This is a genomic window from Corallococcus macrosporus (assembly GCF_017302985.1).
Taxonomy (GTDB): Bacteria; Myxococcota; Myxococcia; order Myxococcales; family Myxococcaceae; genus Corallococcus; species Corallococcus macrosporus_A.
The window spans coordinates 393,482-417,930 of the sequence record NZ_JAFIMU010000017.1 but is presented as its reverse complement, the minus strand read 5'-3'; the positions used below and the strand labels follow the sequence as shown (position 1 = coordinate 417,930).

Here is a 24,449-nt window from a genome sequence, read left to right as displayed (position 1 = left end):
CCTCGAGGGGGTATCCCGGCAACGTCTCAGGCTTCATCCTGGCGGCCCCACGAAGGAGCCTTGATGCGTTCGACCTTGCTGAAGTCCTGTCTCACGGTGTTGTTCTTCTGCGTCACCGCCTGCGGTGGAAGCCCAGGACCCCAGACGCCTGCCGCCGTGGACGTGGGCGAGCACGTCCAGTCCGTGCTGTCTCCGCCGGCACCACCCACCAGCGGAAACATCGTGGACAGCACCGCGTACCTGGGCCCGGTGTCCCTGCCCGGTTCGGTGCAAGCCCAGTTCACCACCGGTCCCCAGGCGTTCTCCTTCAGCTTCCAGGCCCCCGCCGGCAAGACGCTGCGGCTGGAGGTCACGCACCTGGGCAGCTCCATGTACCTGGACACGGGCCTCTTCGTGTACGGCCCCAGGGACGCGGCCGGCAGCTACGGCACCACCCCTGTCGCCCAGGACGATGACTCCGGTTATGGGCAGCTCAGCAAGATCGCCACGCTCACGCTCGCCCAGGGCGGCGAGTACCTCGCGGTGGTGAGCACGGGCACTGGCGCGGGCAAGCGGTTCCGTTTGGAGCTGGGCGATCCCGCGTCGGCGCCAGCCAGCTACACGCTCCGCCTGGGCGAGGAAGCACTTCCGCCTGACATCTACGCGCTGGAGCGCGAGGCCTACTGGGGCTGTGATGGCGGCTGTGACGGCGAGCTGCACGTCTACGCCTTCCCGTGGAGCTACGCGGGCGAGCCCACGCTCGCCATGGCCACACGCACCGCCCAGGTCCAGCAGATCATCGCGGACTCCTGGCTCTCCCCCACTGGCGTCATTCCGTACGCGGACCTGGAGCCGCGCATGGAGATCGCCTACCAGCGGCTGCACCCGGCGCTGCTCTCCACCTACGGGAACGGAACGGAGGACGTGCAGGTCGCCACGTACGAGAGCGGCTACGGCGGCGGCATCTTCCGCCTCTTCGTCATCCTCTTCCCCCAGTCCCACAAGGTCGTGACGCTCTGGCAGGACCACTGGCTCTAGCCATCGGCTCCGGGCATCGGGATTCTTCCACGCCGCGGAAGAGTCCCTGCCGGGCGGTGGGTATTCAGTCAGCGGACGCCACCTCATACATCTCTCCTCGTCGCCCATTCCAGGGCGGACGGCGGCACTTCGGCTCGCCGTAGCAGCGAGGAAAGCTCATGAACTCCCACCAGAAGGTCGCCATCATCACGGGCGCGTCGCAGGGCATCGGGGCCGGGCTCGTCGAGGGTTACCGGGGCCGCGGCTACCGCGTCGTCGCGACCTCCCGCGCCATCAAGCAGGGCAGCGACCCGGAAGTGCTCACCGTCGCGGGCGACATCGGCGATGCCTCTACCTCCGAGCGCGTGGTCCAGGAGGCCCTTGCGCGCTTCGGGCGCATCGACACGCTGGTCAACAACGCCGGCATCTTCATCGCCAAGCCGTTCACGGACTACACGGCCGACGACTTCACCGCGATGCTCAAGACCAACCTCGGTGGCTTCTTCCACCTCACGCAGCGCGCCCTCGTGCAGATGGTGAAGCAGGGCTCCGGCCACATCGTCAGCATCACCACACCCTTCGTGAACCAGGCCATCACGGGCGTTCCGACGGGGCTCGCGAACCTCACCAAGGGCGGCATCAGCTCCGTGACCCGCGAGCTCGCGGTCGAGTTCGCCGGGAGGGGTATCCGCGTCAACGCCGTCGCCCCGGGCTTCATCAAGACCCCCATGCACGCGCCGGAGTCCCACGCGTTCTTCGCCACCTTGAACCCCGCGAAGCGCATGGGCGAGGTCAGCGACGTCACGGATGCGGTGCTCTACCTCGAGGGTGCCAGCTACGCGACGGGAGAGATCCTCTACGTCGACGGCGGCCAGAACGCCGGGCGCTAAGGGAGCCTGCCATGCCCATCGTCACCATCCAGGTTACCCGTGAGGGCTCCGGCCCCGGCCGGAACTCCGTCACTCCCGAGGAGAAGGCCCGCCTGATTGCAGGCACCAGCCAGCTCCTGCTCGACGTGCTGAACAAGCCCCTCGACGCGACCTACGTCATCATCCAGGAGGTCGAGCTGGAGGACTGGGGCTGGGGCGGCTTGCCGACGCGGGAGTTCCGCAAGCGGCGCGCCGCGGGCAAGCCGTGAATCCGCACGGTTCCCGTCAGCCCGGGAAGGACTGGGCCTGCACGGACAGCCTCGAGAACTCGGCGCGCAGGCGTGGCACCGCGAAGTCCATGAAGGCGCGGACCTTGGGCACCGAGCTGCGCCCCTGCGGAGTGAGGAGGTGCACCGGGAGCGCGGACGGCTCGGCGTTGCGCAGGAGGACCTTCAGCGAGCCATCCTGGACGCGCTCCGCCACATGGTACGTGTAGAGCCGGGTCACGCCGTGGCCGGCCACCGCGGACGCGAGCGCGGCCCGCACGCTGTTGACCACGAGCCGCGGCTTGAAGTGCACGGAGCGGGAGACGGCACTCCCGGCGGCTGGCGGAAACACCCACGCATCGTGCCCGAAGTGCGTCGTGGTGATGATCCGGTGCTCGCCCAGGTCCGCCGGCTCGAGGATGGGCGGACGCCCCGCGAGGTAGCGCGGCGAGGCCACGACGACCCGCTTCACGTCGCCCCCGACACGGACGGCGACGAGGGAGGAGTCGGGCAGCTCGGCGACGCGCAGCGCGACATCGATGCCTTCCTCGACGAGGCTGGCGTACCGGTCGAGCAGGACGAGGTTCACCGAGACCTCGGGGTAGGCCTCCAGGTAGGCGTCGAGGATGGGCCGAAGGAGCTCCTCGCCGCTGATGGGTGGCGCGCTGAGGGTGAGCGTCCCTCGCGGAGCGACGCGCTCGCCCGCGGCGCTCAGCTCGGCCTCCTCGAGATCCGCCAGGATGCGGCGGCACGCGGAAGCATAGCGCTCACCTGCCTCGCTGAGCTTGAGCGTGCGGGTGGTGCGGTGCAGCAGCTCGGCGCCAATGTGTCGCTCCAGCAACGCGATGGCACGGCTCACGGCAGCCGGCGAGCGCGAGAGCCGGCGTCCGGCGCCCGCCAGGCTGCCCTCGTCGAGCGCCGCGACAAACACCTTCATCGCCTCGATGCGATCCATGTCCCCTCTTCCATGAGGGCCCCTGCGGCGAGCCGGGTGACGGTGTACCGCAGGTCACCCCGGGCCCTCCACGCCAGCTTCGCCATGCTCTGGAGTAGGGTGCGCTCCATGTCGCTCCCTCTCGTCCACATCTACTGCGACGGCGCCTGTTCGCCGAACCCGGGCCTGGGAGGCTGGGGGGCCATCCTCATCGCTCCCGAGCGCAAGGACTACCGCAAGGAGCTCCAGGGCTCGGAGGCGGACTCCACCAACAACCGGATGGAGTTGACCGCGGCGCTCCTCGCGCTGAAGGCCCTGAAGATGCCGTGCCGCGTCCAGGTCTTCACCGACTCGAAGTACGTGTGCAACGCCTTCGAGGCGAAGTGGCTGGACACATGGCAGGGCAATGGCTGGCGCACGTCGGGCAAGAAGCCCGTGTCCAACGCGGACCTGTGGCGCGAGCTGCTGGAAGCCGTCCGCGCCCATCAGGTGACCTGGCACTGGGTGCGAGGCCACTCGGATGACGTGGAGAACAACCGCGCGGATGCGCTGGCCGTGGCGGCCCGGCTCGAGCTGGCGGCCCGGCGCGGACGGTAGGGACCGGGTTCGAGCCCCAGGGGCAGCGGACACGGCGGACTAGGGAGCCGCGGGCGCGGGCATCACCTCTTCCGGCGTCGTCGCCATGGTGAAGCCATCATGGTAGATCGAGGCCGTCTGCGGGATGGTCGCATCCCGGTAGTAGCCGAGCTGGAGGTAGCCCCCCGTGTCTGGGAAGCGCGTGGCGATGTTGCGCATGGGCACCACCAGCTGGCCGTTGTAGTACAGCTCGATGAAGCCGACATTCGGGTCGGACGACCACTTCACGTGCATCACGAAGTCGTTCCACTGATCCCGGTGCACCGGCTCCTGCCACAGCACCTCGCCCGAGCTTCCTCCGACGCGCATGTTCATCGTGTCGTTGGTGACGAAGAACTCGAGCGGCGGGGAGCCACAGCAGCCGTCATGGTGCCATTGCGTGAACACCTGCCACCGCGGTGAGCTGGGGAAGTCCTGGGGGAACAGGGTGCTCCACTTGTAGTAGAACTCGGAGCCGTCCGGCTCATAGGTGCCTTGGACCAGCTCGTTGCGATTGCCGCTGGCGTTGATGGGTTTGTCTCCCTGCTGGACGGTCACCTTCAGCGCCTTGTTGCCATCCCGGACAAGGTCGCCCTCCACCTGCATGCGGTCCGGGGCGACAGCCCAGGCCTCGCTGTACTGAGACAGGTCGCCAGTCTCGAAGTCTCCCTTCCAGACAACGGAGGCCTGGGCAACGAAGGGTACCAGGAGCGCCAGGGGTGCGAGTTTCAGGAGTCGAAGCATCTTGGTCCTTTTGTCCGGGGGTTGAAGAGGACAGACAAAGGAAACCCGCCCGTGCTTCCCGCTGGCTCGCGCGCGCGGTCAGCGGACCGCCCCAGCAGTCGCCTCTCCTGGGTGCGCAGCAGGGCCAGCCGTCCGCGCGTCCGCCCGCACAGCGGTAGCCCCAGGAGGAAGTGGGCCAACCGCCAGCGAATCCGGATTCGCTACCCATCCACGGACTTCGCCCGGTCATGGGCCTGAGCCCGGTGCCAGAGGATGTCCCCACCCGGTCCTACGACGGCGTGCCCTTCACTGCCGACAGGCTCCTCCTTCCCGTCGCACAGGAAGTCGATGCCCGCGGTGTCCCGCGCCGGGACCTTCGCGAGGAAGCGCTCACCGGACGCGCCGCGCCCGACGATGACGCCGAACCTCGGGCTGCCGTCCCGTTCGTACAGCACCGTGTACGTCTCGATGCGGCCGGGGCCGGTGAAGTCCTCCACGAATGGAGGGACGGGGCCACGCGCGGCGTCTGCTTCCGCCTGGTGCTCGAAGGACTGCGGGAGCGTTCCGGCGGGCTGCGGCTCGCGCGTGAGCACAAGGCTGTGATTGTGCGTCGCGAAGCCGCCGTTGCCGAAGAGCAGGCCGTGACGGCCCTGCTCGCGCAGCCGCTGCACCATGCTGACCACCGCGTGGCTCATGTAGTTGGCGATGGGGCCACCACCGAACGTGAGGCCGCCGAACACAGTGGCGGGCTTCTCCAGCGGCCAGCCCAGCACCCTGCGCGCCATCTTCGGCACGCATGGGAAGCAACTGTAGAGCTCCACGAAGTCCAGCGCGTCGACGGTCAGCCCGTTCAGCTCCAGCGTGCGGCGTAGGGAGACGGACATGCTCGGTGAGCGTGCGTAGCCATCCCGCGCGAGGAAGTCCTCCGGTTCATGCGCCGCCACGCCTCGCCCCACGTACACGAGGCGGTCCTCGGGCACGCCGTGCGCCAGGGCCTTCGCCTGGCTGGTGACGAGAAACCCCGCGCCTTGGTTGACGGCGCTGTTCGCCACCATCCGCTTGCAGTACGGAAACGCGATGGGCCGGTTGGACGGCGAGGGCGTCACAATCTCTTCCACGGACAAGGGCTCGCGGATCCACGCGCCAGCATTGCCCGCGGCGACCTGGGAGAACCGCGACCAGATCTCCCCGCTCTCCCGCTGCGCCTCCGCCAACGTCTGGCCATACGCCGCGCGGCCCGCGTTCTCATACAGAGGATAGACGTCGACCGGCGAGTTGAGGCCGTAGCGCTTCCGGTAGGCCGCGTGCGCCTTGACTCCAATGCGGGTCGCGGCGTTGTGCGCGGACGGGGCATCTCCAGCAGCCAGGGCCGCTCGCCGGGATGCGGTGCGCAGCGCCTCGCCGCCCACGACCGCCGCGACCTCCGCCGCTCCAGAGGCAATCCGGTTGGCGGCTTCGTGGAGCAGCCGCACCGGGCTGTCGCCATTGGCTTCCGCTGTCTGTTCGTGGAAGCGCGGCCGAGCGCCCAGGCGCTGCGCCAGTGCGAGTGGCAATGGGCCCATCTGGCGGAACGAGAGCTGATCCACCACCGCCAGCGAATCCAACCGGGAGAGCCAGCCGCCGCCCGCGTCCGCGTCCGCCGCTCGCAGCGCGGCCTCCATCAAGCCCAGCGAATCCAGGCCCGTCAGCGGATCCTCGGGCCGGTCGTTGATCTGCCCCACGCCCACGACGACGGGAATCCGGTTCGCGTCCTTCATGCCCTGGCTCCTCCCACACGGCAGCCTCCGCGGTCAATGCGCCAGCGGCAGCGGTTATTACCCGGATAAAATTGACGCCAACTTCTACCCGGATAATATCCCGCCATGCCCTCCCCTTCCGTCACCTGGACCGCCTTCGCGGGCCAGCGCCTGCTTGCCTCCGGGTCTCCCGCCGAGGTCGTCACCGCCGCCAAGGGCGCGCTCGACGCGGGCGAGTCCGAATCGCTGCTCCTCTTCGATGACGCCACGGGGCGGACCGTGGACTTCCACCTGCGCGGCACGCTGGAGCAGGTGCTCGCCCGCCTCCAGCCCTCGCCGGATCCCGCCGCTGAGTCCTCCGAGCCCCGAGGCCCCGGCCGCCCCAAGCTGGGCGTGGTGGCCCGGGAGGTGACACTGCTGCCTCGCCACTGGGAGTGGCTGTCCGAGCAACCCGGCGGCGCGTCCGTGGCCTTGCGCAAGCTCGTGGAGGCCGCTCGCGCGAGCAGCGGGGATGCTGACCGTGTCCGCCGTGCCCAGGCCGCCACGGACCGCTTCATGACCACGATGGCCGGCAATGCCCCGGGTTACGAGGAGGCCGCTCGCGCGCTCTACTCGGGCGACCGCACCCGCTTCAACAAGTGGACCCGGGGCTGGCCGGGCGACATCCGCGACTGCGCCCGCAGGCTCGCCGCCCCTGCCTTCTCCAAGGAGGCGCCTTGAACCACCAGTGGGTGCTGAAGTCGCGTCCCCACGATGAAGTCTCCGACGCCTGCTTCGAATGGCGTCAAACGCCGGTGCCCACCCCGGGCCCCGGCGAAGCGCTGGTGCGCGTCGTCTGGCTTTCCATCGAACCCACCCAACGCACCTGGCTCAATCCCCACGCGACCTACATCCCGCCCGTCGAGCTCGGCGAAGTCATGCGCGGCGTGGGCGTCGGGCAGGTCATCGCGTCCCGCTCGGAGCGGCTGGCCGTCGGCGACTGGGTGGCGGGCATGACGGGCTGGCAGGAGTACGCGCTGGCCGGTGACGCGGGCCTCTTCGGCTTCAACAAGGTGCCGGACGGCATCGACCCCAAGGCCATGCTGTACCTCTACGGCGCCAGCGGGCTGACCGCCTGGATTGGCATGACCGACGTGGCCCGCGCGGCCCCCGGCGAGACCGTCCTCGTCTCCGGTGCCGCGGGCAGCGTGGGCTCCATCGCAGGTCAGGTGGCTCGGCTCCGGGGCTGCCGGGTCATCGGCATCGCGGGCGGGCCCCAGAAGGCCGACTGGGTGACCCGCGTTGCCCGGTTCGACGCGTGCATCGACTACAAGTCCGAGGACGTCCGGACGCGACTCCAGGCCCTGACGCCCAGGGGCGTGGATGTCTTCTTCGACAACGTGGGCGGGCCCGTGCTGGAGGCGGCGCTGGACCAGCTCGCCGTGCGCGCCCGCGTGGTGCTCTGTGGCGCCGTCTCCTCCGGCTACAAGGACCACGACTACGGCGCCACGCCGCGCAATTACATGCAGCTGGCCTTCAAGCGGGCCCGCATGGAGGGCTTCATCTTCCTGGACCACGTCGCTCGCTTCCCCGACGCCTTTCGCGAGCTGTCCACCTGGGCCGCGCGCGGTGAGCTCGTCCTGGCGGAGACCGTCGCGGAGGGACTGGAGCAGGCCCCTTCCGCCCTGCGCGGCCTCTTCGAGGGCCGCAACCTGGGCAAGCAACTGGTCCGCGTCGCCGCGCTTCCTTCGCCGCGCTAGCGTGCGGTCTCCACCTCACGCCCGGAGCCTCGGATGAAACTCCAGACCACGCTGACCACCGTCCTCGCCCTCGCCACGGGCGTCGCGGAAGCGCGGGACCCCGCGCAAGACGAGCGCGAGCTGCTCAAGGTCGAGGCCGCGCTCTGCCGCGCCTTCGAGACCGCTGACGTCGCCACCCTTCGCAAGAGCCTGGACGCGCGCTTCACGCTCACCGACTCCAAGGGCACCGTGACGGACCTGGAGCAGAACCTCGCGGAGGTCGCGAAGAAGGACCCCGTCTATGAGGTCTTCCGCAACCACCACCAGAAGGTCCGCCTCTACGGCGACGCCGCCGTCGTCACCGGCATCACCACCCTCAAGGGCCACTCCGGCAAGACGCAGTTCGAGGGCGACTACCAGTTCACCGACACGTGGGTGTACCGCGACGGCCAGTGGAAGCTCGCCGCGAGTCACGCGACGCGCCTGTCCAAATAGCGGGATTCACGCCGCCGTGGCCACGTCCTCGGAGACCGGGGCCTCCTGCTCGTACAGGCCCTGGCGGCGCTGGTCGAGCCGGACCTGGACCTCCTTGATGAGCTGCACGCTGAGGTAGGCCACGGCCACGGCGCAGACCGAGGACACCAGCCCCACCATCTCGGCGGTCGTGGGGTCGACCTCGCCAGGCTTGCCGGCCAGCATCCTGCTCTCCACCCGCTCCAGGATGCGCGCCGCGACGTTCACACCCCACCACAGTTGCAGTGGGAGCACCGCGACGAACGACATTCCCCCCAGCCGCTCCGCGATGTCCCGCATCACGTGATACGGCTTCACCCAGTTGACGAGCGGGATCAGCCACATCCAGACCGCTCGGGCAGGACTCATCCCGATGTCCTCTCCCAGGGCCTTGAGCTGCCGGACCACGCGGTGGACCCACATCAGGAAACACACCAGCGCGGCGATGGTGACGCTGCCACCCAGGATCAACATGCCATTCGCGGCAAGAGACAGCCGCTCCCCCTTGAGCTCGGGAAGCAGCAGGAGGTTGAAGAGCAGGCCCAGCAGCGACGCGCCGCCGGAGACGTACTGTGTCACCGTGGCCCGGCGCGCCCGCGCCCGAGAGTCCGGCACCTCCAGCGCCGAGAGCCGCGTGCACTCACGGCATCGGCCGTCGCCGCCCTCGCACGACGCGCACGCGTACCTCCCACACCGCGCACAGGTGCGCACCGCCTCCCGTTCGGGATGCTGCGGACACATGGGCTGCGATGCGACGTCCCCCTCGGCGGCGTTGAGCATGAGAGGGATTAGGGCCCGCCTTCAATCCTTCGTCAATCCCACCACCGGGAGGAGACTGGCCCCCAGCCTCCGGAGTCCTTCCGGGACGCGCGCGGCGGGAATTCCGCCATAGCCCAGCACCAGCCCCGGCCGGGCGCGCGGCCCCGCGAAGTACCGCGAGAGGGTGACGAGCCCGACCCCCGCCGCCCGAGCCCTCGCCACCGTCTCCCGCTCCAGCGCCATCCCCCCTTTGCGGAACGTCGCGCTCAGGTGCAGGCCCGCCACGGAGGGCACCACCTCGAGCCAATCACCGCAGTGGCGCGCCAGCCCCTCCGCAACGCGCTCGTGCCGCGCCTCGTACTCCCGCCGCATCTTGCGGATGTGCCGCGCCAGCAGCCCGCTGTCGATGAAGCGCGCGAGCGCGGCCTGCTCCGCCACCGGGCTGTGCCAGTCCATCACGCGCCGGGCCCACCGCAGCTCCCGCTGGAGCGACGGCGGCGCGACGAGGAACCCCAGCCGCAGCATGGGGACCATCACCTTCGAGAACGACCCCACGTAGAGCACCCGCCCGGAGCGGTCCATCCCGTGCAACGTCTCCAGGGGCCGCCCGCCGAAGCGGAACTCGCTGTCGTAGTCGTCCTCAATCACCACCGCGTCCCGCCGCTTCGCCCACTCCAGCAGCGCGGCCCGGCGCGCGGGGGACATGGGCATGCCCAGTGGAAACTGGTGCGAGGGCGTGACGTAGACGAGCCGCGCGGCGTCCGGCAGCGCCGACACGTCCAGCCCTTCCGCGTCCACCGGGACGGGCACGACACGCGCACCCAGCGACTGGAACACCTGCCGCGCGGGCGGATAGCCCGGCTCCTCCACGGCGACGCAGTCTCCCGGCTCGATGAGCACCCGGCCCACCAGGTCCAACGCCTGCTGCGCGCCGTTGGTGACGAGCACGTCCTCCGGCTCCGCGCGCACGCCACGCGCGATGCCCACGTGCCTCGCGACCGCCTCCCGCAGCCCCCGGTGTCCCGCCGCGTCCACGTAGCCCCGGGGCAGCGCGGCGGGCCGCAGCTGGCGCGCCACCAGCCGGCGCCAGGACTCGAAGGGGAAGCCCGAGACGTCCGGGCTGCCCACGCCAAAGTCATACGCGGTGGGCGCCAGCGGCACGGGCAGGTCCGGCAGCGCGCGCCAGAAGGCCCGGGCTCGCAGCGGCACCAGCGCCTCCCTGCGGCCTCGCGGCCTGGAGGCGGCTCCCTGGACGAAGCTGCCCGCCCGCGTGCGCCCCGCGATGAGGCCCTCGGCGGTGAGCCATTCATACGCGACGCTCACGGTGTTGCGCGCCACGTCCAGGCGCAGGGCCAGCTCGCGGGTGGGCGGCAGCCGCTCGCCGCGCCGCAGGCGTCCGTCGAGGATGGCGGCCCGCAGTCCCCGGTAGATCTGCCCCGCCAGGTCCCGGCGGCCCTGGAGCTCCACGTGGAAATCCATGCCCCATCCTCCCACGGATTGGCCCAATGGAATTCGTCAATCCTGGCCCCATCACCGGTCCATCGCGGGGACACACTCCTCCCATGACTTCACCGAACTACGCCTCCCATCCCATCGACCCTGAACGCATGCCGTGGATCCCCATGGGCCGGCCCGGGCTTGCGTTCAAGCCGCTGCGCTTCTTCCGCGACGGCAGCGGCTGGATGTACCTCTTCCGCCTGGAGCCCGGCACCGTCATCCCCCAGCACCGCCACGTCGGCGAGTCGCACGCCTTCAACCTCTCCGGGCGCCGCCAGCTGCTCGACACCGGAGAAGTGATTGGCCCGGGAATGTATGTCTATGAGCCGCCCGGCAACGTCGACAGCTGGAAGGTCGTGGGCGACGAGCCCGTGGTCCTGTTCATCAACGTGAAGGGCGCCATCGAATACCTGGGCGAGGACGGCCAGGTGCTCAAGAGCGTGTCGCCCGCGGACCGGCTGGAGACGTACCGCCGCTGGTGCCAGGAGCACGGCGCGGAGTTCCTTGCCACCTGCGAGTAACCCGAAGAAAGGGATTGCCACCCGCCGAGCACGTCGGGCAGGAGGAACGGGCACCCTCCCACGAAGGAAGCGCCCGTCCATGCCTCCCAGGCCCACCGCACCGCCCCAGCTCCAGACGGCCCCCGCGCCGCTCCGCGAGTTCGTCGACACCCTGCTCACGCTCGACGTGGAGGAGCCCTGGGCCGAGCTCGACGGGGTGAAGCAGGGCGGCCCCGCGCCGTGGCGCCCGCCCAATTCCTACACCCTCGTGAAGGGGCCCCTGGAGCTCGACGGCAACATGCTCGTCGAGTTCGCCGGGCAGGACCAGGGCGTCCTCGTCGTGTTCGGCGACGTCACGTGCCAGAACCTCTTCGTGGGCGCCGGCTTCTCCTTCGTGTGCACAGGGACGCTGCGCGTACGCGAGGCCCTGGTCGCGCGCTCCCCGGACAGCGTCACGTACGCGGCCGGCGTGGTGGAGGCCGAGCTTGTCGACTCCGGCTCCGGCGCGTGGCTCACCCTCTTTGGCGACGCGTCCCAGCTGCACGCAAAACATCTCACGCACTACGTGATGAACGGCCGCACGGTCATCAAGTCGCAGAAACCTCCGGACCTGCGCACGCTCGTCGTCCCGGAGGTGCTCGACACGGAGGAATGGGACTCGCTCTCTCCGGAGGAGCAGGCGGACGAGGCGCCCGAGGTCCTCATCAAGCTCGACGCGCGCGCGGTCTGGAAGCGTCTGGCGAGCGGCGCGAGCCTCTTCCTCGCCCCTAAAAATGTCAGACACGCTTGCTAGTGTTCTCCTCATCCGACGGCCGGCAACGACAGACTTTCGCCGCCCCGGACGCAACACTTTCTCAACAACCGAGGAGCAGACCTTGAAGCGTCTTGCATGGAAGGCTTTCGCCGCGGCGTGGCTGACGTGTGCCCTGACGGGCTGCGGTGCGGAGATGGAGCAGGGCCCGGAAGCGGAGAAAGGCCCCCCGCCGGAAGAACAGGTGCAGGCCCTGGCCAGCTGCACCGGCAACATCGCCCTCACCCCCAACGTGGCCGTCACCGGCATCAGCGCGAACGCGGGCGAGTGGTCCTGCACGTACACGCTGTACGTCGCGTCCGCGAACAGCAACCTGACCTTCACCACCACCGGCGGCTCGGGCGACGCGGACCTGTACGTGAAGTACGGCGCGGAGCCGACGTCCGGGGTGAATGACTGCGTCTCCAACGGTGGCAGCAACGCGGAGTCCTGCTCCATCACCGGCTCGCAGGTGGGCACGTATTACGTGAAGGTCTACGGCTACGCGGCGTTCAGCGGCCTGAGCCTGAAGGCGACGTCCACGCCGTCCGGCCCGACGGGCTGCACCAGCAGCACGACCCTGACCAAGGACGTGCCCCTGAGCGGCATCAGCGCGGACGCGGGCAACTGGTCCTGCATCTACAAGCTCTATGTCCCCACCGGCGCCACCACCGTGACGTTCAACACCACCGGGGGCAGCGGCAACGCGGACCTGTTCGTGCGCCGGGAGGGCTCTCCCACCGAGACGGTCTACGACTGCAAGTCGGCCAGCTACTACGGCACCAACCAAGAGACCTGCTCCCTCCCCGTGTCGTCCTCGGGCATCTACTGGGCGCGCCTGTACGGCACCGGGTCGTTCTCCAACGCGAGCATCACGGGGACGTACACCCTGTCGGGGGGACAGCCGGGGTGCACGACCACCAGCCCGCTCGGCAACAACACCCCCACGTACGGCCTGAGCGCGCCGCCGGGAGGCTTCTCCTGCGACTACACGCTCGAGGTCCCGACGGGGGCCACGAAGGTCACCTTCAGCACCTCCGGCGGCTCTGGCGCCACCGCGCACCTCTACGCGAAGCGTGGCAGCGCGCCCACCCTGTCTTCGTATGACTGCGTCGGCGCCTCGGGCGGCGCCGTCAACAACAACCAGACGTGCTACGTGGACAACCCCACGGCGGGCACCTGGCACGTGCGCGTGTACAACGCGTCCTCGTCCGGGACGCTCGCCAACGCCTCCCTGCGCGGCGTCTACGTCACCGGCGGGACCAATCCCAATCCCCCCACGGGCGTGCTGACGCTCGGGCAGACGGTGACGGGCCTGTCCGGGGCCCAGGGCTCCGTGCGCTACTGGAGCATCAACGTGACGGACACCTCGAAGTTCCTCACCGTGAGGACCAGCGGTGGGACCGGGGATGCGGACGTGTACGTCAAGGAGGCCATCCGGCCGGACACCACGTCCTATGACTGCAAGTCCGGCAATGGCGGCACCACGGAGACGTGCCAGACCTACGTCCTCAGGACGGGCACCTACTACGTGATGATGCACGGCTACGCGGCCTACAGCGGCGTGTCCATCACGGCCACCCTCGAGAACTGAAGTGTGAAGCAGTGCCCGGCCCCCAGGTGATTTCTTCCCTCGGGGCCGGGGTTGGGGGAACACTCCGGCCCCATGAGCGCTCGGCGGTTCGACGTGGTGGTCCTCGGCTCCGGTCCCGGCGGTGAAGGGGCCTCGATGAAGGCGGTGAAGTCCGGCCGCAAGGTGTGCACCGTGGAACAGGGTGCGCTGGTGGGCGGGGCCTGCACGCACACCGCCACCATCCCCTCCAAGGCGCTGCGCCACGCCATCCAGCGGCTCTTGGACGTGCAGCTGGACCACCCGGAGCTGCGGGCGGAGCTGGCCCGGCACACCACCTTCAAGGACATGATGCGCAAGGCGACCAACGTCGTCTCCAAGCAGGTGCAGCTGCGCACCACCTTCTACGAGCGCAACCGGGTGGAGCTGGTGGTGGGCCGCGCGAAGTTCCGGGACGCGCACACGGTGGAGGTGACGGAGCCGCGCGGCTCCGTGGAGCTGCTCACCGCGGACGCCTTCGTCGTCGCCACGGGCTCCCGGCCCTACCGGCCCGCGGGCGTGGACTTCCGCCACCCGCGCATCTTCGACTCGGACACCATCCTCAAGCTGAGCGAGTCCCCGCTGTCGATGATCATCTACGGCGCGGGCGTCATCGGCTGCGAGTACGCCTCCATGTTCCGGATGCTCGGCGTGAAGGTGGACCTGGTGAACACGCGCGACCGGCTCCTGTCCTTCCTGGACGACGAAATCTCCGACGCGCTCTCCTACCACCTGCGCGAGCAGGGCGTGCTCATCCGCCACCAGGAGGAGATGGTGTCGGTGGAGCCGCACGACGACAGCGTGGTGCTGCACCTCAAGAGCGGCAAGCGGCTGAAGGCGGACGTCTTCCTCTGGGCCAACGGCCGCTCCGGCAACAGCCAGGACCTGGGGCTGGAGGCGCTGGGCATCGCGGTGGACTCGCGCGGATGCATCCAGGTCAACGACGGCTACCAGACGTCCGTGCCCCACATCTACGCGGTGGGCGACGTGGTGGGCGCACCGTCCCTGGCGAGCGCCTCCTATGACCAGGGCCGCTTCGCCGCCACGCACATCGTGGAGGGGCGGATGGAGCACAAGCTGGTGAAGGACATTCCCACCGGCATCTACACCAGCCCGGAAATCAGCAGCCTGGGCCGCACCGAGCGCGAGCTCACCCAGGCGGGCGTCCCCTACGAGGTGGGCCACGCGTTCTTCAAGAGCCTGGCGCGCGCGCAAATCACCGGACGCACCGTGGGCATGCTGAAGCTGCTGTTCCACCGGGAGACGCGCGAAATCCTCGGCATCCACTGCTTCGGGGACAACGCGTCGGAGATCATCCACATCGGCCAGGCCATCATGGCGCAGGACTGGCCGGGCAACGGCATCGACTACTTCATCAACACGACCTTCAACTACCCCACCATGGCGGAGGCGTACCGCGTGGCGGCGCTCAACGGCCTCAACCGGCTGTTCTGATGAAACACGAAGGGCACCGCGGGCGAGGAAGCCCACGGTGCCCCGGGTGTGTCACGTCAGGCGGTGACTAGTAGCGGTAGGTGTCCTGCTTGTACGGGCCGCTCTTCTGCACGCCGATGTACTGCGCCTGCTCCGGGGTGAGCTCCGTGAGCTGGGCGTTGAGCTTCTTGAGCTGGAGGCGGGCGACCTTCTCATCCAGGTGCTTGGGCAGCACGTACACCTTGCCCACCTGGTACTTGTCGCTGTGCGAGTACAGCTCGATCTGCGCGATGGTCTGGTTCGCGAAGGAGCTGGACATCACGTAGCTGGGGTGGCCCGTGCCGCAGCCCAGGTTCACCAGACGGCCCTTGGCCAGCAGGATGATGCGCTTGTTGTCCGGGAAGATGACGTGGTCGACCTGGGGCTTGATCTCCTCCCACTTGTACTGCTCCAGGGAGGCGACCTCGATCTCGTTGTCGAAGTGGCCGATGTTGCAGACGATGGCCTGGTCCTTCATCTTGGCCATGTGCTCATGGGTGATGACGGACTTGTTGCCCGTGGCGGTGACGAAGATGTCCGCCTTGTCCGCGGCGTAGTCCATGGTCACGACGCGGTAGCCCTCCATCGCGGCCTGGAGCGCGCAGATGGGGTCGATTTCGGTCACCCACACCTGGGCGGACAGCGCGCGCAGGGCCTGCGCGGAGCCCTTGCCCACGTCGCCGTAGCCCGCGACGACGGCGATCTTCCCGGCCACCATCACGTCCGTGGCGCGCTTGATGCCGTCCACCAGGGACTCACGGCAGCCGTAGAGGTTGTCGAACTTGCTCTTCGTCACGCTGTCGTTGACGTTGATGGCGCGGAACAGGAGCGTGCCCTTGTTGGACATCTCCTGGAGGCGGTGCACGCCCGTGGTCGTCTCTTCCGTGACGCCCATGATCTTCGCGCTCTTGCGCGAGTACCAGGTGCCGTCCTCGGCGAGCTTGGCCTTGATGGAGGCGTACAGCTCGCGCTCCTCCTCGCTCTGGGGGTTGGCGATGACGGAGAGGTCCTTCTCCGCGCGCTTGCCCAGGTGCATGAGCAGCGTGGCGTCACCGCCGTCGTCGAGGATCATGTTCGGACCCTCGTGGTCGCTGCCGGCGGGGCCGAACTCGAAGATGCGGTGGGTGAAGTCCCAGTACTCCTTGAGGGACTCGCCCTTGTGGGCGAACACCGGGGTGCCGGCCTCCACCAGCGCGGCGGCGGCGTGGTCCTGGGTGGAGAAGATGTTGCACGAGGCCCAGCGCACCTGCGCGCCCAGCGCCTGGAGCGTCTCCACCAGCACGGCCGTCTGGATGGTCATGTGCAGGGAGCCGGTGACGCGCGCGCCCTTGAGCGGCTGCTGCTTCGCGTACTCCTCGCGGATCGCCATGAGCGCGGGCATCTCGCTCTCGGCGATGCGGATCTCCTTGCGGCCCCAGCTGGCGAGCTTGAGGTCGGCGATGGCGTAGTCGTGATTCTGCTGCTTGGTAACCGCGGTCATGGTGTGGCTCCGGATCCAGGTGGCGCGCCGTGCTGGCAAGGGGGAGGCATTGGCCCTGGAAAGGCCGCCTCACCCTCGCAAGAAACGCGTACAGGTGAGCGCCGTTGGGTCATTCGGCTTCGAGCCTGGGGCCGGGAAGGCCTCGCAACGCTCCTCGAAGTCGCGGGGGAAACTACGGGAAGGCGCCGTGAATTTCAAAGGTCATTTGGCGCTCGCCGGGCCGCCCCCAGGTCGCATGTAGGAGTGGGCGGGAGGACACCCGCCCACTCCCACGCCCCAGGCCCATCCTGGCAGGCTGGGGCCCCATGACGGACCTCATCCTCACGGGTGCTTCACGTGGAATCGGGCATGCGCTGGCCCTGGCGCTGGCGTCGAACCGGGAGCAGCGGCTGCTGCTCGTGGCCCGCGACGCGGACCGGCTCCAGGCGCTGGCGGCGGACGTGGAGCGCCGTGGCGGACAGGCGCTCGCGGTGCCGGGCGACCTGGGGACGGTGGAGGGGGCGCGGAAGCTGGGCGAGCGCCTGGCGGAGCTCGTCACGCCGGGGGCGACGCTCGTGCACAACGCGGGGCTGTGGCCGTCGGAGCGGGTACTCAACGAGGACGGGTTGGAGACGTCGTTCGTCACCAACCACCTGGGGCCGCTGGTGATGCAGCGCTCGCTGCTGGAAGCCGGCCGGCTGCGGCGCATCCTGGTGGTGAGCGGAGGCCTCCTCGTCATGGGCCGCTTCGATGCCGCGCGCACGCCCACGGGCGAGGACTTCTCCAGCCTCCGCACCTACTGCAACACCAAGCTGTGCTTCGCGCTGGCCATGCGCGACGTCGCCGCCGCGCACCCGGAGGTGGACGTGGTGGTGCTCCACCCGGGCGTGGTGCGCACGGACCTGGCCGCGCGGCCAGGGCTCGTGGGCTGGCTGCTGTCCCAGGTGAAGCGCGCGTGGGAGCGCCCGGAGGTCTGCGCCGCCAGGCTCGCGCGCATCCTCCAGCGGGAACGCTGGTCCCCTCCGGGGGATGCCCGCTGGCTGATGGAAGAAGCCGAGCAGCCGTGGCCCGACGTCACCCGGAACGAGGCCACGCGGCAGGCCCTGCGCGACACCACCGCGCGGCTGCTCGCGTCGCGCTGACGGACAGCCCTGCCCGTGGAGGCCTGTCACCTCTTCGGGCCCCTTCCGCGTGAGGGCGTGGCCAGCTTCCTTCGTGGGAGGCACGCCATGCAGGAGCCGTCACATCCACTGAAGCAGGCGGGCTCCGTGCCGTGGCATGCGCTGCCCCCGGAGGCCGTGCTGGAGCGGGTCTCCAGCACGCCCCAGGGACTGACGGAGGCGGCGGCGCGGGAACGGCTCGCGCGCCATGGACCCAACGTGATGGAGCGCTCACGGCCCGACAGCGCGTGGAAGCTGCTGTGGCGGCAGATCGACAGCCCGCTCATCTGGGTCCTCATCGCTTCCGCGGGGCTGGCCATCCTGCTGGGCAAGGTGACCGACGGACTGGTCGTGGCCGCCGTCGTGGTCCTCAACACGTTCATCGGCTTCGTGCAGGAGTACCGCGCGGGACGGGCCATCGAGGCCCTGAACCACATGGTGCCGGAGACCGCGAACGTGCTGCGGGACGGACACCCCGTGGCGCGGCCCGCCGCGGAGCTGGTCCCCGGTGACGTCGTGCAGCTCGTGTCCGGCGACCGCGTGCCCGCGGACCTGCGCCTTTTGCGCTCGCGCAACTTCCAGGTGGAGGAGGCCGCGCTCACCGGCGAGTCCGTTCCCGCCAGCAAGCACGTCGCGGCCGTCGCCGGGGACGCGGAATTGGGGGACCGGGCGAGCCTTGCGTTTGGCGGCACGCTGGTGACGTCCGGCACCTCCACCGCCGTGGTGGTGGCCACCGGCGGCGCCACGGAGCTGGGCCGCATCTCCCACCTCATGGAGCAGGCCGCGGACCTGAGCACGCCGCTCACGCGCGAGCTGGCCCGGCTGGGCCGCATCATCTCCGCCGGCATCGTCGTGCTGTCCGCCGTGCTGCTGGGGGTGGGGGTGTTCCGGGGCTATGCGTTCAGCGATGCCGTGCTGGTGGCCATCACCCTGGCGGTGGCCGCCATCCCGGAGGGCCTGCCCGCCATCGTCACCATCGCGCTGGCCATCGGCGTGCAGCGCATGGCGGCCCGCCGCGCCGTCATCCGCAAGCTGCCCGCCGTGGAGACGCTGGGCAGCACCACCGTCATCTGCACCGACAAGACGGGCACCCTCACCCGCAACGAGATGACCGTGCAGGCGCTGTGGACCTGGCGCGGGCACTACGCGCTCACCGGCGTGGGCCACACGCCCACGGGACAGCTCCTGCGCAACGGGCACCCCGTGGGCGAGCTGCCCGGGGACGTGCACGCGCTGCTGCTCGCGGGCGTGCTCTGCAACGAGGCCGACCTCCAGCCGCGCGAGGGACGCTGGGGCATGACGGGCGACCCCACGGAGGGCGCGCTGCTCTTCGCCGCGGAGAAGGTGGGCCTGGGCGTGACGGAGCCGCGCGAGCGCCATCCCCGCCTGGACGCCATCCCCTTCGAGTCCGAGCACCAGTTCATGGCCACCCTCCACGCGGACGGCACGGAGCACCGCGGCGAGCTGTTCCTGAAGGGCGCGCCGGAGGTGGTGCTGCGCCGCTGCGGGCCGGGGACGGACCGGGACGCCGTGTTGATGGAGGTGGAGCGCATGGCGCGGCAGGGGCTGCGCGTGCTCGCGTTCGCGCGCAAGGGCATGCCCCGCGCGGACGCGCTGCGGCCCCAGGACGTGGAGGACGGCTTCACGCTGCTGGGCCTGCAGGGGATGATCGACCCGCCCCGCGAGGAGGCCGTGGCCTCCGTGAAGGGCTGCCACGCCGCCGGCATCCGCGTGAAGATGATGACCGGCGACCACCTGGGCACGGCGGAGGCCATTGGCCTGCAGCTGGGCATCCACTCCCCGGGCCACCCCGGCCTCACGGGCGCGCACCTGGCCACCATGAGCGACGCGGAGCTGGCCCAGGCGGTGAAGGACACGAACGTGTTCGCGCGCCTGGCCCCCGAGCACAAGCTGCGGCTGGTGCGCGCGCTCCAGGCGGAGGGGCACGTGGTGGCCATGACGGGCGACGGCGTCAACGACGCGCCCTCGCTCAAGCAGGCGAACATCGGCGTGGCCATGGGCATCACCGGCACGGCGGTGTCCCGCGAGGCCGCGGACCTGGTGCTGACGGACGACAACTTCGCCACCATCGTCGCCGCCGTGGAGGAGGGCCGCCGCGTCTACGACAACCTGGTCAAGTCGCTCGCCTTCGTGCTGCCCACCAACCTGGGCCTGGCCCTCATCCTCATGCTGGGCGTGACGTTCTTTCCCTTGCAGGAGTCGGGCGGCGTGCGCGAGCCGCTGCTGGCCATGCGCCCCACGCAGCTCTTGTGGATCAACCTGGTGGCCACCGTCACGCTGGCGCTGCCCCTGGCCTTCGAGGCGAAGGAACGCCACGTCATGCGCCGCCCGCCCCGCGCGCCGGACGCGCCCGTGCTGAGCCACTTCGTGGTGATGCGCACCGGGCTCGTCGCGCTGCTGATGGCGGCGGGCGCCATCGGGCTGTTCCTCTGGGAGTTCGCGCGCCAGGGCGGCACCCGCGCGGCCCCCGGTGAGTGGGCCCTGGCCGAGGCGCGCACCATGGCCGTCAACACCGTGGTCAGCTTCCAAATCTTCTACCTGTGGCTGTGCCGCACGCTGACCGGCTCCACGCGCGAGGTGGGCTTCACCAGCAACCGCACCGTGTTCGTGGGCATCGTGGCGCTGGTGGTGCTCCAGGCCGCCTTCATGTACGTGCCCTTCTTCCAGCGCATCTTCGGCTCCGCGCCGCTGTCGCTGGGGGACATCGCGCGGTCGGTGCTGGTGGGCGCGTGCGTGCTGCCCGTGGTGGGCCTGGAGAAGTGGCTGCGCTCCCGGCGTCAGCAAGAGGGGCGAAGCGTGGGCGCCACCTGAGGAAGGGAGCCTGGCGTGTCGCTCCTCACATCCGTCGTCCGCCCCGCGCCCCACGGCCCGCCCCCAGCGAGGTACTGGAACCAGCCGCTGCCGGCGTTGCTCTCCAGCCTGGAGACCTCCGCGGAGGGGCTGTCCGCGGCGGAGGCCGCACGGAGGCTGGAGGCGGCCGGCCCCAACGCGCTGGAGACCGCCCGGAGGCCGTCGCGGCTGCGCGTGCTCGGGTCGCAGCTCAAGAGCCCGCTGGTGTTCCTGCTCCTCATCGCGGCGTCCATCTCCGCGTTCACCGGGGACTGGACGGACGCGGTCATCGTCGTGGCCATCGTGCTGGGCAGCGTGCTGCTGGGGTACTCGCGCGAGTACAAGGCGCAGGTCACGATTGCCCAGCTGCGCCAGCGCGTCACCCCGCACGTGAAGGCCCTGCGGGAGGGCCGCCCCGTCACCGTGCTGCTTCCCCAGGTGGTTCCGGGGGACGTCGTGCGCCTGTCCGCGGGGAGCATCGTGCCGGCGGACGCGCGCCTGCTGGAGGCCACCGACCTGTTCGTCAGCCAGGCGGTGCTGACGGGGGAGAGCTTCCCCGTGGAGAAGCGCCCCGGGCAGGCCGCGCCGGATGCTCCGCTCGTCGCGCGCGACAACTGCGTCTTCCAGGGCACCCACGTGCGCAACGGCACCGGCACCTGCGTCGTGGTGGCGACGGGCCGCGACACGGCCCTTGGCGACATCGCCCGGCGCCTGTCGCTGCGCGCGCCGGAGACGGAGTTCGACCGGGGCATCCGTCACTTCGGCTACGTGCTGCTCACGACGATGGCGGTGATGGTGCTGGGAGTCCTCGCGGTGAACTCGCTGCTGGCGCGTCCTCCGCTGGAGTCCCTGCTCTTCGCCCTGGCGCTCGCGGTGGGGCTGAGCCCGGAGCTGCTGCCCGCCATCCTCAGCGTGAACCTCTCCGCGGGCGCCCGGGTCATGGCGGAGCGGGGCGTGCTGGTGCGCAGGCTGAGCGCCATCGAGAACCTGGGCAGCATGGACGTGCTCTGCACGGACAAGACCGGGACCCTGACGGAAGGCGCGGTCCGCCTGACGGGGGCCTACGCCCCGGACGCGGCGCCCTCCACGGCGGTGCTCGGGCTGGCGGCCCTCAACGCGGCGAACCAGACGGGCCTCTCCAACCCGCTCGACGTGGCGCTCCTCCAGGCGCACCCGGGCGCGCCCGCGCGGAAGCTGGGAGAGATTCCCTACGACTTCGTGCGCAAGCGCCTGTCCGTCGTCGTGCGCCAGGAGGCGGAGCCCCGGCTCATCATGAAGGGGGCGTTCACGCAGGTCGTGGAGGCTTGCGTCCAGGTCGCGGGCAGGGGCCCGCTGGACGCGCGGCTCCAGGCGGAGCTCCAGGCGCGCGTCGACGCCTGGGGACAGCAGGGCCTGCGCGTGCTCGCCGTGGCCTCGCGCCCCATCGAGGCGCGCGAGCGCTACACGCGCGAGGACGAGCAGGCGCTGACGTTCGAGGGGTTCCTGGCCTTCGTGGATCCGCCGAAGGAGGGGGCGCGCGAGGCCATCCAGGCGCTGTCGCGGATGGGCGTGGCCATCAAGCTCATCACCGGCGACAGCCAGCGCGTCGCCGAGCACGTGGCCCGGCAGGTGGGGCTTGGCACGCAGCGGGTGCTCACGGGCCGGCAGCTGCAGCGGATGCGCGACGAGGCGCTGTGGCACCAGGCGGAGAAGGTGGACCTCTTCGTGGAGGTGGACCCCACGCAGAAGGAGCGCATCCTGCTGGCGTTGAAGAAGCTGGGCCACGTGGTGGGCTTCCTGGGCGACGGGGTGAACGACGCGCCGGCAATGCACGCGGCGGACGCGAGCCTGTCCGTGGAGCACGCCGCGGACGTGGCGCGGGAGGCCGCGGACTTCGTGCTCCTGGAGCGCCACCTGGACGTCGTGCGGCGCGGCATCCAGGAGGGGCGCAGGACGTTCGCCAACACCCTCAAGTACGTCCTGACGACGACGAGCGCGAACCTGGGCAACATGCTCAGCATGGCGGCGGCCACCCTGCTGCTGCCCTTCCTCCCCATGCTGGCGGGGCAGATCCTCCTCAACAACTTCCTGTCGGACATCCCGGCGGTGGGGCTGGCCGGGGACAGCGTGGATCCGGAGCTGGTGGAGCGGCCCCGGCGCTGGAACATGCGCTTCCTGTCGCGCTTCATGGTGACCTTCGGACTGGTGAGCGCCGTCTTCGACTTCCTCACCTTCGCCGCGCTGAGGTGGCTGTTCCACGCGGGCCCGGCGCTGTTCCGCACCGGCTGGTTCGTCGAGTCCCTGCTGACGGAGCTGGTGGTCGCGCTGGTGGTGCGCACGCGCCGGCCCTTCTGGCGCAGCCGGCCGGGCACGCTGCTCTTCGCCTCCACGTGCGCCGTCATCGCGCTGACGTTCCTGATTCCCTTCCTGCCGTTCGCGGGGGTGCTCGGCTTCGTGCGGCCCCCGGGCGCACTGCTCTGGGGCGTCGTCGCCATCACCGGCCTCTACGTCGCCGCCACGGAGCTGACGAAGCACGCCTTCTACCGCCGCGTCCCGGGCTGACCCGCGGGCGCGTCCAGGCGTTCGAGCAGGTCCACCAGCTCCGAGAGGTGGCGCACGGCGGTGTAGTGGACGCGCACGTGTTCGTGGGCCTGGGTCCCCAGGCGGGACGCGAGGACGGGGTCCTCCAGGAGCCTGCGCACGCAGGCGGCGAACGCCGGCAGGTCCCCGGGGTCGCGCACGAGCAGGCCGTCCACCTCGTGGCGCACCTGGTCCTGGAGGCCGCCCACCGCGCTGGCCACCACGGGGCGGGCCTTCCACATGGCCTCCGTGATGGTGAGCCCGAAGCCCTCCCGCAGGCTCTTCTGCACCACCACCGCCGCGTGACGCTGGAGCGCGTTGACGATGGCGGCGTTCTCCTCCGGGTCCACCATGGGCAGGCTCGCCAGGTGCACGCGCTGGCGCAGGAAGCGGGGCTGCTCGCGCCAGACGCAGATGACGCTCTCGAGCGTCGCCGCCGCCTCCGGATCATCCGCGACGGACGTCACCGACGGCCCGGCCAGGACCAGCTCCGCGCGCAGGCCGGGCGACTCCCGCAGCAGCAACGCGAAGCCCCGCAGCACCCCCACCGGGTCCTTCAGCGGATCCCAGCGGGAGACCTGCACCACCAGCGGCGCCGTGGGGTCGGGCGCCGAGCCCAGCCGCACGATGTCCGCGCCCCGCGACACGCGGGCCGGGACCCCGTCCGTCCGGGTGAAGACGGGCTCGGCGGCTTGCGGCGCCAGGGCCACGAGCCCGGTGTGGCCCAGGATGGCGCTCGCGGCCCGCGGCGACATGGGCTGGTTCTTCACCGCGAAGATGTCGATGGAGGGCGGGATGATGACGGAGCGGTCCGCGAGCAGCGGCGGTACGTAGGCGGCCCGGGAGAAGACCGCGAGCCTCGCGGCGGCGAGCCCCGGCGCGAGGAACGCCCACGCCCGCGCCACCTCCTCGCCGGGGGTGTCACACCCGATGTGGCAGCGCCAGACCACGCGCGCGCCCGCCGCCGCCAGCGTGGGCGCGAGCCCCGCGGTCTGCGGGTCGTGCAGCAGCACCACGTCCCCCGGCCGCACCAGCACGAGCAACTCCTCCGCGTTGTCGCGGAGCACCTCGTCGTAGCAGGCCCGCTCGGCGGGCCCCAGCGGTGAGCCGTCCCCGCGCGAGCCATGCAGCGCGTGGTGCAGCCGCTTGGTGACGCGGAAGAAGGCGGGCGTGCCCTCCAGCACCATCCAGCGCGTGTCCACGCCCGCGCCGCGCCCATAGGCGAGCATCCGGGGCAGCATCTCCGCCACGCCGCCGCCCCGGGCCGTGGAGTTCACGTTCCAGAGGGTGCGGCCCGCCAGGCGGTCCCGGGAGCGCTCCGCGCTGGCCTGGAGCCCCTCCCACTCCGCCCCCGTGAGCGCCGGCCGGAAGCACTCCAGCGAGCGGGCCTGCACGTGGACCTCGAAGGGCTTGAGCATGGGGG

Annotated in this window: 21 protein-coding genes and 1 riboswitch; of the genes, 14 read left to right on the top strand and 7 right to left on the bottom strand. The window is 70.4% G+C overall.

The features are described from left to right. The first annotated feature begins 63 nt into the window (after positions 1-63). The 3 genes from JYK02_RS38050 (at position 64) to JYK02_RS38040 (ending at position 2,134) form a co-directional block, all read left to right on the top strand. Positions 64-1,017 (top strand): hypothetical protein, encoded by a 954-nt coding sequence (locus tag JYK02_RS38050; RefSeq protein WP_207057864.1) that lies wholly within the window; start codon positions 64-66, stop codon positions 1,015-1,017. A gap of 158 nt (positions 1,018-1,175) precedes the next feature. Beyond that, the gene (locus JYK02_RS38045) at positions 1,176-1,886 is read left to right on the top strand and encodes an SDR family NAD(P)-dependent oxidoreductase (protein ID WP_207057863.1); all 711 of its coding nucleotides are present in this window, start codon (positions 1,176-1,178) and stop codon (positions 1,884-1,886) included. Between the two features lie 11 nt (positions 1,887-1,897). Then, entirely contained in the window at positions 1,898-2,134 is a 237-nt protein-coding gene (locus tag JYK02_RS38040) for a tautomerase family protein (protein WP_207057862.1), read from the top strand. 16 nt (positions 2,135-2,150) lie between these two features. Here the strand turns inward: JYK02_RS38040 and JYK02_RS38035 are convergent, their stop codons facing one another. After that, positions 2,151-3,086 (bottom strand): LysR family transcriptional regulator, encoded by a 936-nt coding sequence (locus JYK02_RS38035; RefSeq protein ID WP_207057861.1) that lies wholly within the window; start codon positions 3,084-3,086, stop codon positions 2,151-2,153. 108 nt (positions 3,087-3,194) lie between these two features. Here JYK02_RS38035 and rnhA point away from each other — a divergent pair, with 108 nt between their 5' ends. Further along, a complete protein-coding gene (gene rnhA / locus JYK02_RS38030; RefSeq protein WP_207057860.1) occupies positions 3,195-3,662 on the top strand; it encodes a ribonuclease HI in 468 nt (155 codons plus the stop codon). Between the two features lie 39 nt (positions 3,663-3,701). Here rnhA and JYK02_RS38025 read toward each other — a convergent pair whose 3' ends face one another. Both JYK02_RS38025 and JYK02_RS38020 read right to left on the bottom strand, forming a co-directional pair. After that, positions 3,702-4,424 (bottom strand): polysaccharide lyase, encoded by a 723-nt coding sequence (locus tag JYK02_RS38025; RefSeq protein ID WP_207057859.1) that lies wholly within the window; start codon positions 4,422-4,424, stop codon positions 3,702-3,704. A 200-nt stretch (positions 4,425-4,624) separates the two neighbouring features. Then, positions 4,625-6,160, bottom strand: a complete 1,536-nt coding sequence (locus JYK02_RS38020) for an acetyl-CoA acetyltransferase (protein WP_207057858.1) — start codon at positions 6,158-6,160, stop codon at positions 4,625-4,627. 105 nt (positions 6,161-6,265) lie between these two features. Between JYK02_RS38020 and JYK02_RS38015 the strand changes: the two genes are divergently transcribed. From JYK02_RS38015 to JYK02_RS38005, 3 genes are read left to right on the top strand one after another with little or no spacing between them, the layout of a single operon-like run. Further along, positions 6,266-6,859, top strand: a complete 594-nt coding sequence (locus tag JYK02_RS38015; protein WP_207057857.1) for a DUF2239 family protein — start codon at positions 6,266-6,268, stop codon at positions 6,857-6,859. Next, the gene (locus tag JYK02_RS38010) at positions 6,856-7,878 is read left to right on the top strand and encodes an NADP-dependent oxidoreductase (protein WP_207057856.1); all 1,023 of its coding nucleotides are present in this window, start codon (positions 6,856-6,858) and stop codon (positions 7,876-7,878) included. Before JYK02_RS38015 ends, JYK02_RS38010 begins: the two co-directional genes overlap by 4 nt. Before the next feature lie 33 nt (positions 7,879-7,911). Then, positions 7,912-8,352: a nuclear transport factor 2 family protein gene (locus tag JYK02_RS38005; RefSeq protein WP_207057855.1), complete on the top strand. Its 441-nt coding sequence runs from the start codon at positions 7,912-7,914 to the stop codon at positions 8,350-8,352. Positions 8,353-8,358: 6 nt separating this feature from the next. Here JYK02_RS38005 and JYK02_RS38000 read toward each other — a convergent pair whose 3' ends face one another. Both JYK02_RS38000 and JYK02_RS37995 read right to left on the bottom strand, forming a co-directional pair. Continuing rightward, on the bottom strand, positions 8,359-9,150 hold the full coding sequence (locus JYK02_RS38000; RefSeq protein ID WP_207057854.1) for a DUF4328 domain-containing protein: 792 nt from the start codon (positions 9,148-9,150) through the stop codon (positions 8,359-8,361). A 21-nt stretch (positions 9,151-9,171) separates the two neighbouring features. After that, positions 9,172-10,608, bottom strand: a complete 1,437-nt coding sequence (locus JYK02_RS37995) for a PLP-dependent aminotransferase family protein (protein ID WP_207057853.1) — start codon at positions 10,606-10,608, stop codon at positions 9,172-9,174. A gap of 83 nt (positions 10,609-10,691) precedes the next feature. Here JYK02_RS37995 and JYK02_RS37990 point away from each other — a divergent pair, with 83 nt between their 5' ends. The 4 genes from JYK02_RS37990 to sthA all read left to right on the top strand — a co-directional run bounded on the left by JYK02_RS37990 (position 10,692) and on the right by sthA (position 14,980). Next, positions 10,692-11,147, top strand: coding sequence for a cupin domain-containing protein (locus JYK02_RS37990; RefSeq protein ID WP_207057852.1), 456 nt, complete (start codon positions 10,692-10,694; stop codon positions 11,145-11,147). Between the two features lie 79 nt (positions 11,148-11,226). Continuing rightward, on the top strand, positions 11,227-11,919 hold the full coding sequence (locus JYK02_RS37985) for a hypothetical protein (protein WP_207057851.1): 693 nt from the start codon (positions 11,227-11,229) through the stop codon (positions 11,917-11,919). Between the two features lie 82 nt (positions 11,920-12,001). Beyond that, entirely contained in the window at positions 12,002-13,510 is a 1,509-nt protein-coding gene (locus JYK02_RS37980) for a PPC domain-containing protein (protein WP_207057850.1), read from the top strand. Between the two features lie 72 nt (positions 13,511-13,582). After that, the gene (gene sthA, locus JYK02_RS37975; protein ID WP_120549589.1) at positions 13,583-14,980 is read left to right on the top strand and encodes a Si-specific NAD(P)(+) transhydrogenase; all 1,398 of its coding nucleotides are present in this window, start codon (positions 13,583-13,585) and stop codon (positions 14,978-14,980) included. Positions 14,981-15,047: 67 nt separating this feature from the next. Here sthA and ahcY read toward each other — a convergent pair whose 3' ends face one another. Then, positions 15,048-16,478, bottom strand: a complete 1,431-nt coding sequence (gene ahcY, locus JYK02_RS37970) for an adenosylhomocysteinase (protein ID WP_207057849.1) — start codon at positions 16,476-16,478, stop codon at positions 15,048-15,050. Positions 16,479-16,567: 89 nt separating this feature from the next. Next, positions 16,568-16,640: riboswitch (S-adenosyl-L-homocysteine riboswitch) on the bottom strand. A gap of 143 nt (positions 16,641-16,783) precedes the next feature. Here ahcY and JYK02_RS37965 point away from each other — a divergent pair. The 3 genes from JYK02_RS37965 (at position 16,784) to mgtA (ending at position 23,008) form a co-directional block, all read left to right on the top strand. Continuing rightward, a complete protein-coding gene (locus JYK02_RS37965) occupies positions 16,784-17,599 on the top strand; it encodes an SDR family NAD(P)-dependent oxidoreductase (RefSeq protein ID WP_207057848.1) in 816 nt (271 codons plus the stop codon). 87 nt (positions 17,600-17,686) lie between these two features. Continuing rightward, positions 17,687-20,449 (top strand): cation-translocating P-type ATPase, encoded by a 2,763-nt coding sequence (locus JYK02_RS37960; protein ID WP_207057847.1) that lies wholly within the window; start codon positions 17,687-17,689, stop codon positions 20,447-20,449. Between the two features lie 15 nt (positions 20,450-20,464). Continuing rightward, positions 20,465-23,008 carry a magnesium-translocating P-type ATPase gene (gene mgtA, locus JYK02_RS37955; protein ID WP_207057846.1) on the top strand — a complete coding sequence of 848 codons (2,544 nt, stop codon included), beginning with the start codon at positions 20,465-20,467 and terminating at the stop codon, positions 23,006-23,008. Here the strand turns inward: mgtA and JYK02_RS40675 are convergent. Next, positions 22,987-24,444, bottom strand: coding sequence for a glycosyltransferase (locus JYK02_RS40675; protein ID WP_207057845.1), 1,458 nt, complete (start codon positions 24,442-24,444; stop codon positions 22,987-22,989). The genes mgtA and JYK02_RS40675 overlap by 22 nt on opposite strands. Between the last annotated feature and the right edge of the window lie 5 nt (positions 24,445-24,449).

Excerpts from the sequence above, each read along its gene's own strand:
- JYK02_RS38050 (WP_207057864.1), top strand. The coding sequence starts at position 64 with ATGCGTTCGACCTTGCTGAAGTCCTGTCTCACGGTGTTGTTCTTCTGC.
- JYK02_RS38045 (WP_207057863.1), top strand. The coding sequence starts at position 1,176 with ATGAACTCCCACCAGAAGGTCGCCATCATCACGGGCGCGTCGCAGGGC.
- JYK02_RS38040 (WP_207057862.1), top strand. The coding sequence starts at position 1,898 with ATGCCCATCGTCACCATCCAGGTTACCCGTGAGGGCTCCGGCCCCGGC.
- JYK02_RS38035 (WP_207057861.1), bottom strand. The coding sequence starts at position 3,086 with ATGGATCGCATCGAGGCGATGAAGGTGTTTGTCGCGGCGCTCGACGAG.
- rnhA (WP_207057860.1), top strand. The coding sequence starts at position 3,195 with ATGTCGCTCCCTCTCGTCCACATCTACTGCGACGGCGCCTGTTCGCCG.
- JYK02_RS38025 (WP_207057859.1), bottom strand. The coding sequence starts at position 4,424 with ATGCTTCGACTCCTGAAACTCGCACCCCTGGCGCTCCTGGTACCCTTC.
- JYK02_RS38020 (WP_207057858.1), bottom strand. The coding sequence starts at position 6,160 with ATGAAGGACGCGAACCGGATTCCCGTCGTCGTGGGCGTGGGGCAGATC.
- JYK02_RS38015 (WP_207057857.1), top strand. The coding sequence starts at position 6,266 with ATGCCCTCCCCTTCCGTCACCTGGACCGCCTTCGCGGGCCAGCGCCTG.
- JYK02_RS38005 (WP_207057855.1), top strand. The coding sequence starts at position 7,912 with ATGAAACTCCAGACCACGCTGACCACCGTCCTCGCCCTCGCCACGGGC.
- JYK02_RS38000 (WP_207057854.1), bottom strand. The coding sequence starts at position 9,150 with ATGCTCAACGCCGCCGAGGGGGACGTCGCATCGCAGCCCATGTGTCCG.
- JYK02_RS37995 (WP_207057853.1), bottom strand. The coding sequence starts at position 10,608 with ATGGATTTCCACGTGGAGCTCCAGGGCCGCCGGGACCTGGCGGGGCAG.
- JYK02_RS37990 (WP_207057852.1), top strand. The coding sequence starts at position 10,692 with ATGACTTCACCGAACTACGCCTCCCATCCCATCGACCCTGAACGCATG.
- JYK02_RS37985 (WP_207057851.1), top strand. The coding sequence starts at position 11,227 with ATGCCTCCCAGGCCCACCGCACCGCCCCAGCTCCAGACGGCCCCCGCG.
- sthA (WP_120549589.1), top strand. The coding sequence starts at position 13,583 with ATGAGCGCTCGGCGGTTCGACGTGGTGGTCCTCGGCTCCGGTCCCGGC.
- ahcY (WP_207057849.1), bottom strand. The coding sequence starts at position 16,478 with ATGACCGCGGTTACCAAGCAGCAGAATCACGACTACGCCATCGCCGAC.
- JYK02_RS37965 (WP_207057848.1), top strand. The coding sequence starts at position 16,784 with ATGACGGACCTCATCCTCACGGGTGCTTCACGTGGAATCGGGCATGCG.
- JYK02_RS37960 (WP_207057847.1), top strand. The coding sequence starts at position 17,687 with ATGCAGGAGCCGTCACATCCACTGAAGCAGGCGGGCTCCGTGCCGTGG.
- JYK02_RS40675 (WP_207057845.1), bottom strand. The coding sequence starts at position 24,444 with ATGCTCAAGCCCTTCGAGGTCCACGTGCAGGCCCGCTCGCTGGAGTGC.